This is a genomic window from Stenotrophomonas sp. (genome assembly GCF_050737075.1).
Lineage (GTDB): Bacteria > Pseudomonadota > Gammaproteobacteria > Xanthomonadales > Xanthomonadaceae > Stenotrophomonas.
The window spans coordinates 1-17,365 of sequence record NZ_JBOHXV010000066.1 but is presented as its reverse complement, the minus strand read 5'-3'; the positions used below and the strand labels follow the sequence as shown (position 1 = coordinate 17,365).

Below are 17,365 nucleotides of genomic sequence, written 5' to 3'. Positions count from 1 at the left end.
CCTCAGGCCTTGTCGTCGAAGCAGAACACCACGGTGTGGGCTGCTTGCGAGGTCAGGCTGTGCATCAGGCGATCGCGCGCGGCAGCAATGTCTTCCTTGCTCGCCAGTTTGCGTACCTGCAGGCAGGTCGGCCCGACCAAGGCAGCATCTGCCTGCTTCTCATCCAGGCCTGCCTCGATCAATGCCGCACGCGGATCGGCGGCGAAGGAGGCACGGAACGTGTCGTCCTTCGACAGCAGGTCCAGCAGGTGGTTGGCGATTTCATCGGGCAGTGGCGGATGGGCCACGCGTTCGTCGTTGGAATGGTTCATCGGGATCCCCTGTTATCCACACTTCCGCGGGACGATCCCGCAGAAGCGGCGCCAAGCATAGCGCTGCGCAACTTCTTCCGTCATCGTGCCCGACGACCTTTTTTCCCCTGTTGAACGCGCATGAACGTCAGACGCTGCTCCGCCCTGTTCCTGGAACCCTGCGAAATCCCACGCGTTGACCTTGCCAGCCTTCTGCAGGGTGGCGACGGCATGGCATACCGTACGGAAATCCGTGCCTGGACCGGCCATCTCGACGGCTATCGCATCGTTACGCCCGAACAGGCGGCATGGCTCCTGCAGTGCAGCGCCGAACGCTGGCAGCCGGTGCCTGAAGCACCCGCCGACCAGGCGCTGGTGGCTTCGCTGCTTGCGCTGGGGCTGCTGGTCTGCGACACGCCGCAGGACACCCATGCCGAGCGCATCGAGCGTGAAGACCAGACCCTGCGGCGCAGCTACTGGTGGCCGCTGGCGGCCGTGCACCACCGCCAATCGCGCTGGCAGGCCGTGGACAGCGTGGCGGACATGCAGCGCAACCAGATGGTCACACCGGCCGACCTGCAGCGCACCCTGGGGCCGGCACCGCCGGCCACGCTGGATGCGGTGGGCACCGGGCCCGCACTGCCATTGCCGGCCGTGCCTGCCGATGCACTGCACCAGCTGCTGGCCCGCCGTGTCACTTGCCGCAACTTCGATACCCAGCGCGCGTTGCCGCTGGCGGCGCTGTCCAGCGTGCTGCAGCAGACCCTGCAGGCGCAGGGCAGCGTCGAGCCCGTCGCGGGCCTGACCTTCCTCAAAAAACACGTTCCTTCGGCAGGCAGCCTGCACCCGACCGAGGCCTACCTGCTGGCGCGCAACGTCGACGGCGTGGCACCGGGCCTCTATCACTACCACCCGGTGCGCCATGCGCTGCGCCGGATCGAACCGCCGGGCGGCGTGCTGCCCTCGGCGCAGGACCTGCTGGCCGGCCAGCACTGGTTTGCCGACGCCCCGGTGCTGGTGCTGCTGGTGTGCAGGTTCGAGCGCAGCCTGTGGAAGTACCGCAACCACAGCAAGGTGCACCGCGCGCTGGTGCTCGATGCCGGGCATGTCTCCCAGGCGCTGTACACCGCGGCCACCGCCCAGGGGCTGGGTGCCTTTGTCACCTCGGCCATCAACGAGCGCGACATCGAAGCGATGCTGTCGCTGGACCCGATGCGCGAGGGCCCGCTGGCCATCTGCGGGCTGGGGTGGCGGGACGGGCAGAAGACGACCGCCGAACTGGACCCCAATGGCGCGGTCTGGCCCGTTGGCGGCTGAGCCGGCCCGGCCCGCCGCCCTCCGGCAGGCGGGGGTTGGTGATACGCTCGGCGCGGCCACGGGCAATAGGGGTCGCATGCCGCGACCGCCGGGTCCTGATGGAATTTACCCATGAACGGCGACGTCCCACCCTCAACCCAGCCCCCGCTGCCCAGGCCGCCTTTCTGGCGCCGTCCGGCCACGCTGGTGGCCGAGCTGGTCGCCGTTGCCGTGCTCGGTGTTGCCGGCTGGGTGCTGCTGCGCCCGGAACCGGCCATCGCGTTTGCCGAGCGCGACTGGGTGGTGATCGCCGACGTGGACAACGCCAGCGGCCAGCCGTTGTTCGACCAGTCGCTGCAGAGCGCGCTGTTGATGAGCCTGGAGCAGTCCAGCCATGTCAACGTGCTCTCCGCCAGCAAGGTGGCCGAATCGCGCGATCTGCTGCGTGTGCCTGCCGGGCACCCGCTGGATGCACGCCTGGCCAGCGACATCGCCGCGCGCGAAGGGGCGCGCATGGTGCTGGTGCCCAGCATCCACCGGGTGGGTGGGCACTACGTGATCAGCGTGGACCTGCTCGACCCGGCCAGCCGTGCCGTGGTGCAGCGCTACAACGCCGAAGCGGCGGGCGATGCGCAGGTGGTGACCGCCGTGGATGACGTGGTCGGCCGGCTGCGGGCGGGCCTGGGCGAATCGGTCGCCTCGGTACGGCAATCGGTGCCGCTGCCGCAGGCATCCACCGCCAACCTGCAGGCGCTGAAGTCGTTCGCGCTGGCCGAGAGTGCGCTCGGTCGGCGTCGCTTCAGCGAATCGGCAAAACTCTACGAGGCCGCGCTGGACGCCGACCCCGACTTCGCCATGGCACACATGGGCCTGGCCAAACTGCTGGTCCGCCTGGAACAGCGCGCCGAAGCACGGCCGCACCTGGCCCGCGCGCTGGCGGTAAACCAGCGCCTGCCGCATCGCGAGCGGCTGTACCTGAAGGCATGGACCAACGAGCTCAGCGCCGACGCTTGGCCGCTGGACGACTGGCGGGTACTGGCCGACATCTACCCCGATTCGTACGCCGGTCTGTCCAACACCTCCTGGTACCTGTTGATGGACAACCGCTACGCGGAGGCCGAGCCCTACGCCATCGCCGCGGCCGTGCCGCAGGACGCGATGCGCGCCTATCCGACCGCGCACCTGGGTTGGATCCAGCTGGGTACCAACCGCTACGACGACGCATTGCGCAGCTTCAAGCTGTCCGAGCAGTTGACCGGGCGCCCGGCCAGCGACCCGCGTGCCGATGTATTGATCGCCATGCGCCGCTACAAGGACGCGCAGGAGCTGCTGACCCAGCTGAGCAGGCCGCGCGACGAACTGCAGGCGCTGATGAACATACGCGTGCGCGTCTTGCTGGCCGCCGACCAGGACGACTGCACCGGCATGGTGGACGCGTTGTCGTCGGAAACGGCGCCTGCATCGGCCGATTTCCGCGTGCATGCCGCGCTGATGCGCGCCGTGGTGGACACCGCGTGCCAGCAGGGCGAGCCGAAGGCGCTGGCCGACATCGCCACGCAATTGCGGCCGTTGCTGGCCGAATCGAATCACCCGAGCATGCCCGACCGCGTGCTGCGGCTGCTGTCGCTGGCCTATCTGGCCCAGCGGCAGGGCGACCCTGCGCTGGCCGACCGGCTGCTGGCCGAGTACGACGCGCAGGTGGTGAAGCAGAAGAACCCGATGATCGGCAAGTGGCGCACCGTGGTGCTGGCCATGCAGCAGCTCGGCCGGGACGCGCCCGCGCAGTCGGTGGCGCTGTTGCAGCCGCTGCTGGATGGCAGCGAGCCGGTGCAGGCGCACGTGGCGCTGCGCGAGGCCTACCGCCGGCTGGGCGATGCGACCGCATTCCAGAAGCAGAACGAATGGCTGTTCGAGAACCGGGGCAGGGCGATCGCCGAGATCGCCAATACGCAGCTCATGCAGCCGTTGAACGTGCACGACACGGTGTCGGACGCCACGTTGCGGCAATGAAGATTCGGGGCCGCCCGAATCCGCTTGGGCACCGCCCGAATCCCATTCGGCGTTGCACGAATCCGTAGAGCCACGCCATGCGTGGCTGTTCTTCGTTCCGGCGCCGCGAAGCCACGCATGGCGTGGCTCTACGATCGGGCGCCGCGATTGCACCCATGGACCGCGATGACACCCATGGGGTGTCACCACGCGCGGTATGAATCAGGTGGCCTCGAAATCCACCAGCACCGCACCGTCGCCTACCTGGTCACCGGCCTTGACCCGGTAACCCTGCACCACGCCGTCGGCCGGGGCCTGCAGGGTGTGCTCCATCTTCATCGCCTCCAGCACCACCAGCGGCGTGCCGCGTGCCACCGTAGTGCCCGCCGCCACCAGCGTGGCCACGATGCGGCCCGGCATCGGCGCCACCAGGCTGCCGGCGTCGGCCACGCCCTGGTCCGCTTCGCTCACCGGGTCGTGCAGGGTGAAGCGCTGTACGCCGTCCGTGCCGAACAGATAAAGCTCGCTGCCGTCGCGGACCAAGCGGGCGCGGTGCAGGCGCTCTCCCACCTGCAATGCCAACTGTTCGCCGATCATCCGACCCTGCGCCGCCACCGGCGTGCCATTCACCTCGATCGACCACGCCTCGCCGTGGCCTTCCACCGCCACCACCTGCTGGCTGCCGCGGTGCTCCAGCGTCAGCCGGCGCGCCGCACGCTGGCCCAGCCGCCAGCCATCGCTGGCCTGCCAGGGCGAATGCGGGTCGCGTGCATCGGCAAACGCCGGCGCCTCCGACGCCACCGCGGCCACGGCCGCCATGGCCCACTGCGCCGCGTCGGTATCGCCGTCGTGCGGCGCCAGCGCGGCCTGCTCGCGTTCGATCAATGCCGTGTCCAGCTTCGCGTGCACGAACGAATCGGTCATCACCAGCTTGCGCAGGAAGGCTGCATTGGTGGTCACCCCGACCACCTCGCACTCGGCCAGCGCCTGCTGCATGCGGCGCAACGCGGCATCGCGGTCCACGTCCCAGACGATCAGCTTGGCGATCATCGGGTCGTAGAACGGGGTGATCGCATCGCCCTGTTCCACCCCCGCATCCACCCGCACATGCGCCGACGCGGCCGGCATGCGCAGGTGGCGCAGCGTGCCGGTGGAGGGCAGGAAACCCTTGTCCGCATCCTCGGCATACAGGCGCGCTTCCAGCGCATGGCCGGTGATCTGCAGTTGTTCCTGCTGCAGCGGCAGCGGTTCACCGCTGGCCACGCGCAGCTGCCACTCCACCAGGTCGGTGCCGGTGATGCACTCGGTGACCGGGTGCTCCACCTGCAGGCGGGTGTTCATTTCCATGAAGTAGAAATCGCCATCCGGGCCGGCGATGAACTCCACCGTGCCGGCGCCCACGTAGTCCACCGCGCGCGCTGCATCTACTGCCGCCTTGCCCATCGCCGCGCGGCGCTCAGGCGTCATGCCCGGCGCGGGCGCTTCTTCCAGCACCTTCTGGTGGCGGCGCTGTACCGAGCAGTCGCGCTCGAACAGGTACACCACGTTGCCGTGGCTGTCGCCGAACACCTGGATCTCGATGTGGCGCGGCCGCTCCACGTACTTTTCCACCAGCACGTGCGCGTTGCCGAACGCGGACTGCGCCTCGCGCTGGCAGCTGGCCAGCGCCTCGGTGAAGGCCGCGCTGTCTTCCACCTTGCGCATGCCCTTGCCGCCGCCGCCGGCGCTGGCCTTGATCAGCACCGGGTAGCCGATGCCGTCGGCCTGCGCGCGCAGGAAGTCGGGTGCCTGTGCGTCGCCGTGGTAACCCGGGGTCAGCGGCACGCCGGCCTGCGCCATCAGCGCCTTGGCCGCGCTCTTGTCGCCCATCGCGCGGATCGCGGACGCCGACGGCCCGATGAAGACGATGCCCGCCTCCGCACACGCCTGCGCGAACGCCGCGTTTTCGGACAGGAAGCCGTAACCGGGGTGGATCGCCTGCGCCCCGGTACGGCGTGCCGCGTCCAGGATCGCATCGCTGCGCAGGTAGCTCTCGCGTGCCGGAGCCGGGCCGATGCCAACGGCTTCGTCGGCCAGGCGCACGTGGCGTGCGTCGCGGTCGGCGTCGGAGAACACCGCGACGGTCGCGATGCCCAGGCGCCGGCAGGTGGCGATGATGCGGCAGGCAATTTCGCCGCGGTTGGCGATCAGGATCTTGGTGAACATGGAAGTCTCGTTGCGCAGGCCAGGGGCGGCGGTGCCGGGCGGCACCGCCCGTGCGTTACATGCGGAACACGCCGAAGTCGGTTTTGCGTGCCGGCGCGTTGAGGCTGGCCGACAGTGCCAGGCCGAGCACGCGGCGCGTGTCGGCCGGATCGATCACGCCGTCGTCCCACAGCCGCGCGCTGGCGTAGTAGGGGTGGCCCTGCTGCTCGAACTGCTCGCGGATGGGCGCCTTGAAGCCGTCTTCCTCATCCGCCGACCACTGCCCGCCCTTGGCCTCGATGCCGTCGCGCTTCACCGTGGCCAGCACGCTGGCCGCCTGCTCGCCGCCCATCACGCCGATGCGCGCGTTCGGCCACATCCACAGGAAATTGGGCGAATAGGCGCGGCCGCACATGCCGTAGTTGCCGGCGCCGAACGAGCCGCCGATCACCACCGTGAACTTGGGCACCTTCGCGCAGGCCACCGCCATCACCAGCTTGGCGCCGTCCTTGGCGATGCCGCCGTGTTCGTACTTGCGCCCGACCATGAAGCCGGTGATGTTCTGCAGGAATACCAGCGGAATGCCGCGCTGGGTGCACAGCTCAATGAAGTGCGCGCCCTTGAGTGCGGACTCGGAGAACAGGATGCCGTTGTTGGCGATGATGCCCACCGGGTAGCCATGCAGGTGCGCGAACCCGGTCACCAGCGTGTTGCCATAGCGCGGCTTGAACTCGTCGAAGCGCGAATCGTCCACCAGCCGCATGATCACTTCGCGCACGTCGTAGGGCTTGCGCGTGTCGGCGGGAATCACGCCATACAGCTCGTCGGCCGGGTAGCGCGGCGCGGCGGGCGCCTGCACCGCCAGCGCCGGCTCGGGCTTGCGCCAGTTGAGCTGGGCGATGATCGCGCGCACCCGCGCCAGTGCCTGCAGGTCGTTGTCGGCCATGTGGTCGGCCACGCCGGAAATGCGCGTGTGCACATCGGCACCGCCCAGTTCTTCGGCCGTCACCACCTCGCCGGTCGCGGCCTTCACCAGCGGCGGGCCGCCCAGGAAGATGGTGCCCTGTTCGCGCACGATCACCGTTTCATCGCTCATCGCCGGCACATACGCGCCGCCGGCGGTGCACGAGCCCATCACGCAGGCGATCTGCGGAATGCCCTGCGCCGAGAGATTGGCCTGGTTGTAGAAGATGCGGCCGAAATGGTCGCGGTCCGGGAATACTTCGTCCTGCAGCGGCAGGAATGCGCCACCGGAATCCACCAGGTAGATGCAGGGCAGGCGGTTCTGTTCGGCCACTTCCTGCGCGCGCAGGTGCTTCTTCACCGTCATCGGGTAGTAGGTGCCGCCCTTGACCGTGGCGTCGTTGGCCACGATCACGCATTCCACGCCAGACACGCGGCCGATCCCGGCCACCACGCCGGCACTGGGAATCGGGTCGCCATACATTCCGTGCGCGGCCAGCGGCGCGATCTCCAGGAACGCGCTGCCCGGGTCGAGCAGGGCGTCGATGCGGTCGCGCACCAGCAACTTGCCGCGTGCGGTGTGTTTCTGCCGTGCCGCCTCGCTGCCGCCCAGCGCGGTCTGCGCCAGGGTGGCGCGCAGGTCGTCCACTACCGCCTGCAGCGCGGCGCGGTTGGCCTCGAAGGTGTCGCTGCCCGGTTGCAGCTGCGTGCTCAGTACCGTCATGGGGTGGGCCCTTACTTGGTGCGCTGGAACAGTTCGCGACCGATCAGCATACGGCGGATCTCCGAGGTGCCGGCGCCGATCTCATAGAGCTTGGCATCGCGCCACAAACGCCCGGTCGGGTACTCGTTGATGTAGCCGTTGCCGCCCAGGATCTGGATCGCCTGGCCGGTCAGCCAGGTGGCCTTCTCGGCCGAATACAGAATGGCACCGGCCGCGTCCTGGCGGGTGGTGCGGCCCTGGTCGCAGGCGCGCGCCACCGCATACACATACGCGCGGCAGGCGTTGAGCCCCACGTACATGTCGGCCAGCTTGGCCTGGATCAGCTGGAAGGTGCCGATGGCCTCGCCGAACTGCTTGCGTTCGTGCACATACGGCATCACCACATCCATGCCCGCGGCCATCAGGCCCAGCGGGCCGCCGGAGAGCACCACGCGCTCGAAATCCAGGCCGGACATCAGCACGTTCACGCCGCCGCCGACCTTGCCCAGCACGTTGGCCTCAGGCACCTCGCAGTCCTCGAACACCAGCTCGCAGGTGTTGGAGCCGCGCATGCCCAGCTTGTCCAGCTTCTGCGCGGTGCTGAAGCCCTTCATGCCCTTCTCGACCAGGAACGCGGTGATGCCCTTGGCGCCGGCGTCCGCGTCGGTCTTGGCATACACCACCAGCACGTCGGCATCGGGGCCGTTGGTGATCCACATCTTGTTGCCGTTGAGCACGTAGTGGTCGCCGCGCTTGTCGGCGCGCAGCTTCATCGACACCACGTCCGAACCGGCGCCCGGTTCGCTCATCGCCAGCGCACCGACCTTTTCGCCGCTGCACAGGCCGGGCAGGAAGCGACGCTTCTGTTCCTCGGTGCCGTTCTTGCGCAGCTGGTTCACGCACAGGTTGGAATGCGCGCCGTAGGACAGGCCGATGCCGCCGGAGGCACGCGAGATTTCTTCCATCGCCACCACGTGGGCCAGGTAGCCCATGCCGCTGCCGCCGTATTCTTCTTCCACGGTCAGGCCGAGCAGGCCCTGCTCGCCGAGCTTGCGCCATAGCGGGTGGGGGAACAGATTTTCCTCGTCGGCCTTGGCCGCCAGCGGCGCGATCTCCACCGAGGCAAAATGGGCGACGCTCTCGCGAAGCATGTCGATCTCTTCGCCGAGGTCGAAGTTCATGGTGGGGACGTGCATGAGCGGCTCGGCAGAAGGGATGTATGCCCAGCCTAGTCCTCCCCGATGTAAAAGTGAATACAAATTCAAAAATTGAACATAGAATCAGCAAATGGCCTATAAACGCTCCCCTCTGATGGAAGAACGCCTGGCCGGGGCCCGCGAGCGGATCCTGCTGGCCACCCGTGCCCTGGTGGCCGCGGGCGGCTACCGCAACGCCCCGGTCACCGCCGTGGCGGCCGAGGCGGGGGTCTCCACCGGGCTCATCTACCGGCACTTCCCCTCCAAGGCCGAGCTGTTCGTGGAGGTGCTCACCAACGCGGTGGAGCACGAACTGCGCATCTTCGAGGCCATCGCCGCCGAGCCGTTGCCGGCGCCCGAGCGCCTGCGCCGGGCCATTACCGCCTTCGTCCGGCGCGCCCTGGCCGGTCCCGGCTTGGCCTACGCCTTCATCGCCGAACCGGTCGACCCGGAAGTGGAAGCCGAGCGCATCCGCTGCCGCCGGCTGTTCGGCGACGTGTTCCGGCGCATCGTGGCCGATGGCATTGAAGCGGGCACCTTCCCGGCGCAGGACACCCATGTCGCTGCGGCCTGCATCGTGGGTGCATTTACCGAGGCGCTGGTGGGTCCCACCGCGCCCAGCCGCGACGCGCACGGCGACGAAGCGGCGCTGGTCGAATCCATCTGCGTGTTCTGCCTGCGGGCCGCCGGGGCCTGAGCGTCGGCCGATGCTGCATTGCGACACCCGGTGGCGGCTTGCAGAGCGCCGCCGCCGCTGGTCATACTCGGGAGACAAGCCGTGGTCCAACGACTACCAGCCAGGGGTATAGAGAGTGCGGAATTACGATCTCGAGTTCCTGAAACGCTTCTCCATGGTCATCGCGTTGTTGATGGCCGTTACGCTCGGATTGATCCTGTTCGCTGCGTATCTGCACACCCGCATTCCCCCTGAAATATCGCCCCAGGCGGCCAAACGAACCGAGCTGCGCATCGCGCCGGCCGGTGCGGTGTATGCCGGCAGCACCGGTGCCGCCGACCAGGCGGCGGCCAAGGCCGCGGCGCTGGCCAAGGCGGCCGCGCAGGTGGCCTATGGCGGCACCACCGACGGCAAGGTGATCTTCAACAACCTGTGCACCGCCTGCCACACCACCGGCGTCGGCCAGGCGCCGACCCTGGACCACGCCCATTGGGATGAGCGTCTCGCGCAGGGCAAGGACACCCTCTACAAGCACGCGCTGGAGGGCTACACCGGCCCGGACGGCGGGATCATGCCGCCGAAGGGCGGCAACCCGGCGCTGACCGAAGAGCAGATCCACGCCACCGTGGATTGGATGCTGGCGAACCTGAAATAACCAGGAATCCCGCGCGGCCACCAACGTAGAGCCACCCCATGGGTGGCTGCGCGGACCCCGCCACGCCCGACATCTGCCACGCATGGCGTGGCACTACGGATCCTGATCGCCCGATTTGCCGGGTCAGGCTAACCGCCTCGCGCACCACGCCACCGCCACAATTCCGCATTACCCTGTGCACCCGTTCCCGGAATCGCCGTCGATGCGCCGTCGCTCCCTCGCTCTTGCCCTGTCGCTGCTGCTGCCCGCCACCGCCTTCGCCCAGGCCCAGCCGCAGGCACACCCGACCGCACCGACCCCGGCGACTTCCGCCACCATCACCCTCACCGCCGCGCCCGCCGACTGGCGCGCGCTCGACGGCCAGCATGTGCGCATCGCCGCGCCGCTGACCCTGGCCGGCACCGACGGGCTGGCCCGCTTCGGCGAACTCACCGTGGCCTTCGACGGCCGCCTCTGGCAGCCCAGCGAAGTAGCCGCCCCCGGCACCGACGCGCACGCCAAGGTCATTGCCGACAACCAGCGCCGCCGCCTCCTGCTCGACGACGGCAGCTCCGCCCGCGACCCCGGCCCGGTGGCCTACCTGCCGGCCGGCGCCACCCTGCGCACCGGCACCGTCCTGCGCAACGTCGAAGGCACCGTGCACGTGGACGCCAAGGGCGCCCCACGCCTGCAGGTAACCACCCCGCTGCAGCTGCCGGCGCTGGCACGCCCGGCGGTGCCGACGGTGCCCGGCGCGCTCAAAGTAGCTGCCTTCAACCTGGAAAACTTCTTCAACGGCGATGGCCAGGGCGGTGGTTACCCGACCCTGCGCGGCGCCCGCACCCTGGCCGAACACCAGGCGCAGACCGCCAAGCTGGTGGCCACCGTCAACGCACTCGGCGCGGACGTGGCCGCCTTGATGGAGCTGGAGAACGACGGCTACGGACCGCAGTCGGCCATTGCCGAACTGGTGGCCGCGCTCAACGCCAACCGTGGCAAGGGCGCGGACTGGCGCTTCATCGACGCCGGCAAGGGCCCGGGCGAGAACCCGATCCGGGTGGGCATCATCTACCGCAGCTCGCGGGTGACCCCGGTCGGCGCGCCGGCCGTGCTGGAAACCGCACCGTTCGGCCCGCACAGCCGCGTGCCGCTGGCGCAGGCCTTCCGCGCCGGCAAGGGCGCACCGTTCGTGGTGGTTGCCAACCACTTCAAGTCCAAGGGCTGTTCGGAAGCCACCGGCGCCGATGCTGACCAGAACGATGGCCAGGGCTGCTGGAATGCCACCCGTGTCGAATCGGCGCGCCTGCTCGACCAGTGGCTGGCCACCGACCCGACCCACGCCGGCACCACCGACGCCATCCTGCTGGGCGACTTCAACGCCTATGCGATGGAAGCACCGATCCGCACCCTGCATGACGCCGGCTGGCGCGACGCCTTTGGCGTGGCCAAGGTCGAGCGTCCTTACAGCTATGTCTACAACGGCATGACCGGCCGTCTGGACCATGCCCTGCTCAGCCCGGGCATGGCCAAGCGCCTGCGCGGCGCGGCCGAGTGGCATATCAATGCCGACGAAGCCGACGACGTGGGTTACCGCGACCGTAACGTGGCGGGTCCGTGGCGCAGTTCGGACCACGACCCGTTGATTCTGGGTTTCGACAAGTAAAACGGGGATAACCCGGTAGGTGCCGACCGTTGGTCGGCACCGCAGACACGCATGGCGTGTCTCTACGCACGGAACGAACCGACATCCATCGGCGGCACGCACCCGCGCGTAGAGACACGCCATGCGTGTCTGCGCGGTATCACCCCCAGGCGATAAACCCAATCGCCACCACCGCCAACACCAACCCCGCGCGGTTCCACCGCGTGGTCGGCTCGCCGAACGCGAACACCCCCACCAGCGCCCCCAGCACCACCACGCCGATGTTCATCCCGGCAAACACCGTGGCCGGGCTGTCCGGCATCGCCTGATGGGCGTGCACGTAAAACAGGATGTTGCCGCCATTCAGCAGGCCCAACACCGCACCGGCCCCCAGGTTGCGCACCTCCAACCGGCCACGCCCGCTCACATGCCGCCACCCCTGCACCGCCAGCATCAGCACGAAGGCGATGCTGAAGCACGCCAGTAGCGCCGCCATCGAAGGCGTGCCCGACAACGCCACCTGCTTCAGCAGCACGTCCACCAGCGCAAAGCCCACCCACACCGCCAGCAGCCAGCGCCAGCTGCCGCCGTCGCCACTCACCGCCGGCCCGCGCGGGCGCAGGCTGATGCCCACCATCGCCACCAGCCCCAACCCCAGCCCCAGCAGCTTGAGCGGCGTAGCGGTCTGCCCAAAGAACAAAAACGCGGCCAACAACGACAGCAACAACGACAACCGCTGGGCCACATCCGTCCGCACGATCCCGGCCACGGCCACCGTGCGCCCCAGCACCAGGAACAGAGAGGGCAGCACCACCGCCAGCAACAGCAGCGCCGGCCACGGCGCATGGGAAGACGCCAGCACCTCCAACGGCGGGCGCAGCACCACCGCGGTCAGGGTCGCGGCCACCAGGTAATTCCAGGTCACCATCTGCCCCACATCCAGGCGCCGGCGGGCGGCCAGCTTCAACAGCACCGACACCAGCACGCTACAGATCACGCTGAAAAGCAGATAGAACATGGGGTTCCAGGCAGGCGCGGCGATGCAGCCCGCGGGGGAGCGGTATTATGACGCCATGCACAATCCCTCATTCCCCAATGAAAGCGGCACCCTGCAGCTGCCCGGCCCGGTCGGCGCGCTGGACGTGGCCGTTGACCTGCCCAAGGCCGATGTCCCGGCGCAGCCGGTCGTGGCGGTCATCTGCCACCCGCTGTCCACCGAGGGCGGCAGCATGCACAACAAGGTGGTGACCATGGTCGGCACCACCCTGCGCGAGCTGGGCGTCACCACTGTGCGCTTCAACTTCCGCAGCGTCGGCACCTCGGCCGGCAGCTTCGACCACGGCACCGGCGAGCAGGACGACCTCAAGGCCGTGGTCGCCTGGGTGCGCGAACAGCGCCCCGACGCCACCCTGTGGCTGGCCGGCTTCAGCTTCGGCGCCTTCGTTTCCCTGCGTGCCGCCGCCGAGCTGCAGCCGCAGGTGCTGGTCTCCATCGCACCGCCGGCCGGGCGCTGGGACTTCGACGGCGTGCAGCCGCCGGCCAACTGGCTGGTCATCCAGGGCGAAGAAGACGAAATCGTCGACCCGCAGGCCGTCTACAACTGGCTGGACAGCCTGGACGTGCCGCACGAGCTCGTGCGCATGCCCGACACCAGTCACTTCTTCCACCGCAAGCTGATCGACCTGCGCGGCGCGCTCACCCACGGCGTCAAGCATTGGCTGCCCAACCCGGACAGCGCGACCGCATGAGCGACACCGCGATGACCCCGTCGCAGCGCTACGCCGATGGCGTGGCCCGGGGCGAATGGCAGAACGACCCGGCCCAGCATGCCGCCCTGGCCGAGCTGGACCGCATCCACATCGCCCTGGTCGACAGCGCCCAGGACGGCTGGCTGGACCGCCTTTCCGCTTTCTGGAAGAAGCCCGAGCCGGTCAAAGGCTTGTACTTCTGGGGCGGGGTGGGGCGCGGCAAGACCTTCCTGGTCGACCTGTTCTATGACGGCCTGCCGCTGGAGCAGAAGTACCGCACCCACTTCCACCGGTTCATGCGCGGCATCCACGAGCGCCTGCGCGAGCACCAGGGCCAGAGCGACCCGCTGGCCCGCATCGCCCAGGAATGGCGCAGCAAATTGCGCGTGCTGGTGCTGGACGAGTTCTTCGTCACCGACATCGGCGACGCCATGTTGCTGGCGCGCCTGCTCGAACGCCTGTTCGCCGAGGGCGTCACCCTGGTCACCACCTCCAACACCGCCGTGGAGAACCTGTACCTGAACGGCCTGCAGCGCGACAGCTTCCTGCCCGCCATCAGCCTGCTGCAGACCTACTGCGTGGAGCTGTACGCCGAGGGCACCGAGGACTACCGCATGCGCGCGCTGACCCGTTCGCCGGTCTACCAGGCCCCGCGCGACGCCGCCAGCGACGCCTGGCTGGGCGAGCGCTGGGCCGCGCTGAGCGGCGGCCAGCCGGCCAAGCCGGGCAACATCGAAATCGAGGCCCGCAAGATTCCGGTGCGGGCGCGCGGCAAGAGCATCGTCTGGTTCGACTTCAAGGCCCTATGCGAGGGCCCGCGCGGGCCGTCGGACTACATCGAGATCGCGCACGAGTTCAACACCGTGCTGCTGGGCGACGTGCCGCACTTCGACCGCAGCAACGAAGACGCCGCCCGCCGCTTCGTGAACCTCATCGACGAACTGTACGACCGCCACGTCAACCTGGTCTGCACCGCCACCGACGCCCCGGTGGCGCTGTACTCCGGCACCCGCCTGCAGGGCGCCTTCGAGCGCACCGCCTCGCGCCTCATAGAAATGCAGAGCGCCGAATACCTGGGCACCCCCCACAGGGCGTAACCGGCTGGGATCCGACCCGTAGAGCCACCCCATGGGTGGCTGCGCGGTCCCCGCCACCCCGCATTCGTTACGCCCACGTGACGCCCATCGTTCCGTTTTTCGCGCCCCTCCATCGCATAAAAATAGGGCGCGCCTGCTTGACTGCGCACTCACTTTCGACGGGTCACAACCGTTCGTCGGACGCCCTCAGGGGCGAAACCTTGCGCTGCAAGGGATTGCCAAGAATTCCCAGATTTGGCGTTGACGCACCCCCTTACCCCCACTATCTTGTGGCCGTCGGTCCCCTCGACCACAAGTCGAAGGGTCCAACGGGCCAACCGCCCACCGACAACCGCATGCCGTACAGGGTGCGGCGCTGGTAGCGCCAGTCTCCGGGGGGAGATGACCGGTGAAGCAAGGGGAATCGTCCGCAGCGCCGTTGCGCCGGTCGCGTCTCCTGCGACACCGACAGTCCACCCTGATGCCTGAGCGCACCGGTCCCGGCCTGCCAAGCAGGCGACCCCGTACCACCCCAAATCACGCCAAGAGGAAAACGCCGTGAGCACCGAAACCAGCGCAGCCACCGAACAGGAAAGCGAGTTCCTGTTGACCTCGCCGCCGACCGCGACCGCCATGAGCGTGACCAAGCGCAACGGCACGACCGAACTGGTGGACCTGAACAAGATCGTGCGCGCGGTGCAGCGTTCGGCTGAAGGCCTGCACTCGGTTGATCCGATGCGCGTGGCTACCCGCACCATCTCGGGTCTGTACAACGGCGCCACCACCCAGGAGCTGGACGAGCTGTCCATCCGCACCGCCGCCCTGCTGATCGGTGAAGAGCCCGAGTACGGCCGCCTTGCGGCGCGGCTGCTGGCCAACTACATCGCCAAGGAAGTGTCGGGCCAGGAAATCCACGCCTTCTCGCAGTCCGTGGGCCGTGGCCACGAAGTGGGCCTGATCAACGACCGCCTGCTGGGCTTCGTGCAGACCAACGCGCGCAAGCTCAACGATGCCATCGACATCGGGCTGGACCTGAACTTCGATTACTTCGGCCTGCGCACCCTGTACGACCGCTACCTGCTGCGCCACCCGCACACCCGCAAGGTGATCGAGACCCCGCAGCAGTTCTTCCTGCGCATCGCCAGCGCCCTGAGCGAAGACGTGCCGGAAACCCTGGCGCTGTACAAGCGCATGGGCAGCCTGGACTACCTGCCGTCCAGCCCGACCCTGTTCAACTCCGGTACCACCCACGAACAGCTGTCCTCGTGCTTCCTGCTCGATTCGCCGCAGGATTCGCTGGAGTCCATCTATTCCAAGTACGGCGACATCGCCCAGCTGTCCAAGTTCAGCGGCGGCATCGGCGTCAGCTACACCCGCGTGCGTTCGCGTGGCTCGCTCATCAAGTCCACCAACGGCCATTCCAACGGCATCGTGCCGTGGCTGAAGACCATGGATTCGTCCGTGGCCGCCGTGAACCAGGGTGGCAAGCGCAAGGGCGCGGCCTGCGTGTACCTGGAAACCTGGCACGCCGACATCGAGGACTTCCTCGAACTGCGTGACAACACCGGTGACGAATCGCGCCGTGCGCACAACCTGAACCTGGCCAACTGGATCCCGGACCTGTTCATGAAGCGCGTCGAGGCCGACCAGGAATGGTCGCTGTTCGACCCGCGCGTCGTGCCCGAATTCACCGACCTGTTCGGTGAGGACTTCGAGCAGGCGTACCTGCAGGCTGAAGCGCAGGGCAAGGCCAACCGCACCATCTCCGCGCGCAAGCTGTACTCGCGCATGATGCGTACCCTGGCCGAGACCGGCAACGGCTGGATGACCTTCAAGGACAAGTGCAACCGCGCCAGCAACCAGACCCTGCGCGCCGGCAACGTCATCCACCTGTCCAACCTGTGCACCGAAATCCTGGAAATCACCTCGGCCGAAGAGACCGCGGTGTGCAACCTGGGCTCGATCAACCTGGGCAACCATTTCGATGCCCACGGCGAATTCGACTACGACAAGCTGGCCGACACCGTGCGCCTGGCCATCCGCCAGCTCGACCGCGTCATCGACCTGAACTTCTACCCGATCGAATCGGCACGCCGCGGCAACCTGCGCTGGCGCCCGGTGGGCCTGGGCTGCATGGGCCTGCAGGACGTGTTCTTCCGCAAGCGCCTGGCCTTCGACAGTGCCGAAGCCCGCGCGCTGTCGAAGAAGATCGCCGAGACCATCTACTTCCACGCCCTGGAAACCTCGGTCGACCTGGCCCAGGAACGCGGCAAGCACCCGTCGTTCGCCGACACCCGCGCGGCCAGCGGCGAGCTGCAGTTCGACGCCTGGAACGTGGTGCCGGAAGACGCCGCACGTTGGGACGCCCTGCGTGAGCGCATCAAGGAACACGGCCTGCGCAATTCGCTGATGATCGCGATTGCCCCGACCGCCACCATTGCGTCCATCGCCGGCTGCTACGAGTGCGTCGAGCCGCAGGTGTCCAACCTGTTCAAGCGCGAAACCCTCTCGGGCGACTTCCTGCAGGTCAACCGTTACCTGGTGAACGAGCTGAAGAAGCTGGGCCACTGGACCCCGGAAATGCGCGACGCCATCAAGCTGGCCGAAGGCTCCATCCAGGGCATCGCCCAGATTCCGGAAACCCTGCGCCACGTGTACCGCACCGCATGGGAACTGCCGATGCGTTCGCTGATCGACATGGCCGCCGAGCGCGGCGCGTTCATCGACCAGTCCGCCTCGCTCAACCTGTTCATGGAAAGCCCGAACATCGGCGCCATGTCCTCCATGTACATGTACGCCTGGAAGCAGGGCATCAAGACCACCTACTACCTGCGTTCGCGTCCGGCCACCAAGATCGCCAAGACCACCGTCAGCAGCTACACCCCGGTGGAAGCCGTGGCCTGCTCGCTGGAAAACCCGGAAAGCTGCGAGGCGTGCCAATAAGAGGCGTGCCGGCCACGGCCGGCAC

At 68.1% G+C, this 17,365-nt stretch carries 13 protein-coding genes; 8 read left to right on the top strand and 5 right to left on the bottom strand.

The annotated features are described in order from the left end of the window. Positions 1–2: 2 nt before the first annotated feature. Positions 3–311, bottom strand: coding sequence for an NHLP-related RiPP peptide (locus ACREPD_RS15295; protein WP_431600114.1), 309 nt, complete (start codon positions 309–311; stop codon positions 3–5). Positions 312–431: 120 nt separating this feature from the next. Here ACREPD_RS15295 and ACREPD_RS15290 point away from each other — a divergent pair, with 120 nt between their 5' ends. Together ACREPD_RS15290 and ACREPD_RS15285 are read left to right on the top strand one after the other, a co-directional pair. Continuing rightward, positions 432–1,607, top strand: a complete 1,176-nt coding sequence (locus tag ACREPD_RS15290; RefSeq protein ID WP_431600113.1) for a putative peptide maturation dehydrogenase — start codon at positions 432–434, stop codon at positions 1,605–1,607. Between the two features lie 111 nt (positions 1,608–1,718). Next, on the top strand, positions 1,719–3,596 hold the full coding sequence (locus tag ACREPD_RS15285) for a putative peptide modification system cyclase (RefSeq protein WP_431600112.1): 1,878 nt from the start codon (positions 1,719–1,721) through the stop codon (positions 3,594–3,596). 201 nt (positions 3,597–3,797) lie between these two features. Here the strand turns inward: ACREPD_RS15285 and ACREPD_RS15280 are convergent, their stop codons facing one another. From ACREPD_RS15280 to ACREPD_RS15270, 3 genes are read right to left on the bottom strand one after another with little or no spacing between them, the layout of a single operon-like run. Then, positions 3,798–5,780: an acetyl-CoA carboxylase biotin carboxylase subunit gene (locus tag ACREPD_RS15280; protein WP_431600111.1), complete on the bottom strand. Its 1,983-nt coding sequence runs from the start codon at positions 5,778–5,780 to the stop codon at positions 3,798–3,800. Between the two features lie 55 nt (positions 5,781–5,835). Next, positions 5,836–7,446: a carboxyl transferase domain-containing protein gene (locus ACREPD_RS15275; RefSeq protein ID WP_431600110.1), complete on the bottom strand. Its 1,611-nt coding sequence runs from the start codon at positions 7,444–7,446 to the stop codon at positions 5,836–5,838. Positions 7,447–7,457: 11 nt separating this feature from the next. Further along, positions 7,458–8,621 carry an isovaleryl-CoA dehydrogenase gene (locus tag ACREPD_RS15270; protein ID WP_431600109.1) on the bottom strand — a complete coding sequence of 388 codons (1,164 nt, stop codon included), beginning with the start codon at positions 8,619–8,621 and terminating at the stop codon, positions 7,458–7,460. Positions 8,622–8,712: 91 nt separating this feature from the next. Here ACREPD_RS15270 and ACREPD_RS15265 point away from each other — a divergent pair, with 91 nt between their 5' ends. The 3 genes from ACREPD_RS15265 to ACREPD_RS15255 all read left to right on the top strand — a co-directional run bounded on the left by ACREPD_RS15265 (position 8,713) and on the right by ACREPD_RS15255 (position 11,594). After that, on the top strand, positions 8,713–9,318 hold the full coding sequence (locus tag ACREPD_RS15265; RefSeq protein ID WP_421571092.1) for a TetR/AcrR family transcriptional regulator: 606 nt from the start codon (positions 8,713–8,715) through the stop codon (positions 9,316–9,318). A gap of 115 nt (positions 9,319–9,433) precedes the next feature. Next, a complete protein-coding gene (locus ACREPD_RS15260) occupies positions 9,434–9,952 on the top strand; it encodes a c-type cytochrome (protein WP_431600108.1) in 519 nt (172 codons plus the stop codon). A gap of 202 nt (positions 9,953–10,154) precedes the next feature. Beyond that, positions 10,155–11,594 (top strand): ExeM/NucH family extracellular endonuclease, encoded by a 1,440-nt coding sequence (locus ACREPD_RS15255; protein ID WP_431600107.1) that lies wholly within the window; start codon positions 10,155–10,157, stop codon positions 11,592–11,594. 139 nt (positions 11,595–11,733) lie between these two features. Here ACREPD_RS15255 and ACREPD_RS15250 read toward each other — a convergent pair whose 3' ends face one another. Continuing rightward, entirely contained in the window at positions 11,734–12,591 is an 858-nt protein-coding gene (locus ACREPD_RS15250) for an EamA/RhaT family transporter (RefSeq protein WP_431600106.1), read from the bottom strand. A gap of 55 nt (positions 12,592–12,646) precedes the next feature. Between ACREPD_RS15250 and ACREPD_RS15245 the strand changes: the two genes are divergently transcribed. The 3 genes from ACREPD_RS15245 (at position 12,647) to ACREPD_RS15235 (ending at position 17,340) form a co-directional block, all read left to right on the top strand. Then, entirely contained in the window at positions 12,647–13,321 is a 675-nt protein-coding gene (locus ACREPD_RS15245; RefSeq protein ID WP_431600105.1) for an alpha/beta hydrolase, read from the top strand. Then, a complete protein-coding gene (gene zapE, locus ACREPD_RS15240; RefSeq protein WP_431600104.1) occupies positions 13,318–14,418 on the top strand; it encodes a cell division protein ZapE in 1,101 nt (366 codons plus the stop codon). Before ACREPD_RS15245 ends, zapE begins: the two co-directional genes overlap by 4 nt. Before the next feature lie 537 nt (positions 14,419–14,955). After that, on the top strand, positions 14,956–17,340 hold the full coding sequence (locus ACREPD_RS15235; RefSeq protein WP_431600103.1) for a ribonucleoside-diphosphate reductase subunit alpha: 2,385 nt from the start codon (positions 14,956–14,958) through the stop codon (positions 17,338–17,340). The last annotated feature ends 25 nt before the right edge of the window (positions 17,341–17,365 follow it).

Excerpts from the sequence above, each read along its gene's own strand:
- ACREPD_RS15295 (WP_431600114.1), bottom strand. The coding sequence starts at position 311 with ATGAACCATTCCAACGACGAACGCGTGGCCCATCCGCCACTGCCCGAT.
- ACREPD_RS15290 (WP_431600113.1), top strand. The coding sequence starts at position 432 with ATGAACGTCAGACGCTGCTCCGCCCTGTTCCTGGAACCCTGCGAAATC.
- ACREPD_RS15285 (WP_431600112.1), top strand. The coding sequence starts at position 1,719 with ATGAACGGCGACGTCCCACCCTCAACCCAGCCCCCGCTGCCCAGGCCG.
- ACREPD_RS15280 (WP_431600111.1), bottom strand. The coding sequence starts at position 5,780 with ATGTTCACCAAGATCCTGATCGCCAACCGCGGCGAAATTGCCTGCCGC.
- ACREPD_RS15275 (WP_431600110.1), bottom strand. The coding sequence starts at position 7,446 with ATGACGGTACTGAGCACGCAGCTGCAACCGGGCAGCGACACCTTCGAG.
- ACREPD_RS15270 (WP_431600109.1), bottom strand. The coding sequence starts at position 8,621 with ATGCACGTCCCCACCATGAACTTCGACCTCGGCGAAGAGATCGACATG.
- ACREPD_RS15265 (WP_421571092.1), top strand. The coding sequence starts at position 8,713 with ATGGCCTATAAACGCTCCCCTCTGATGGAAGAACGCCTGGCCGGGGCC.
- ACREPD_RS15255 (WP_431600107.1), top strand. The coding sequence starts at position 10,155 with ATGCGCCGTCGCTCCCTCGCTCTTGCCCTGTCGCTGCTGCTGCCCGCC.
- ACREPD_RS15250 (WP_431600106.1), bottom strand. The coding sequence starts at position 12,591 with ATGTTCTATCTGCTTTTCAGCGTGATCTGTAGCGTGCTGGTGTCGGTG.
- ACREPD_RS15245 (WP_431600105.1), top strand. The coding sequence starts at position 12,647 with ATGCACAATCCCTCATTCCCCAATGAAAGCGGCACCCTGCAGCTGCCC.
- zapE (WP_431600104.1), top strand. The coding sequence starts at position 13,318 with ATGAGCGACACCGCGATGACCCCGTCGCAGCGCTACGCCGATGGCGTG.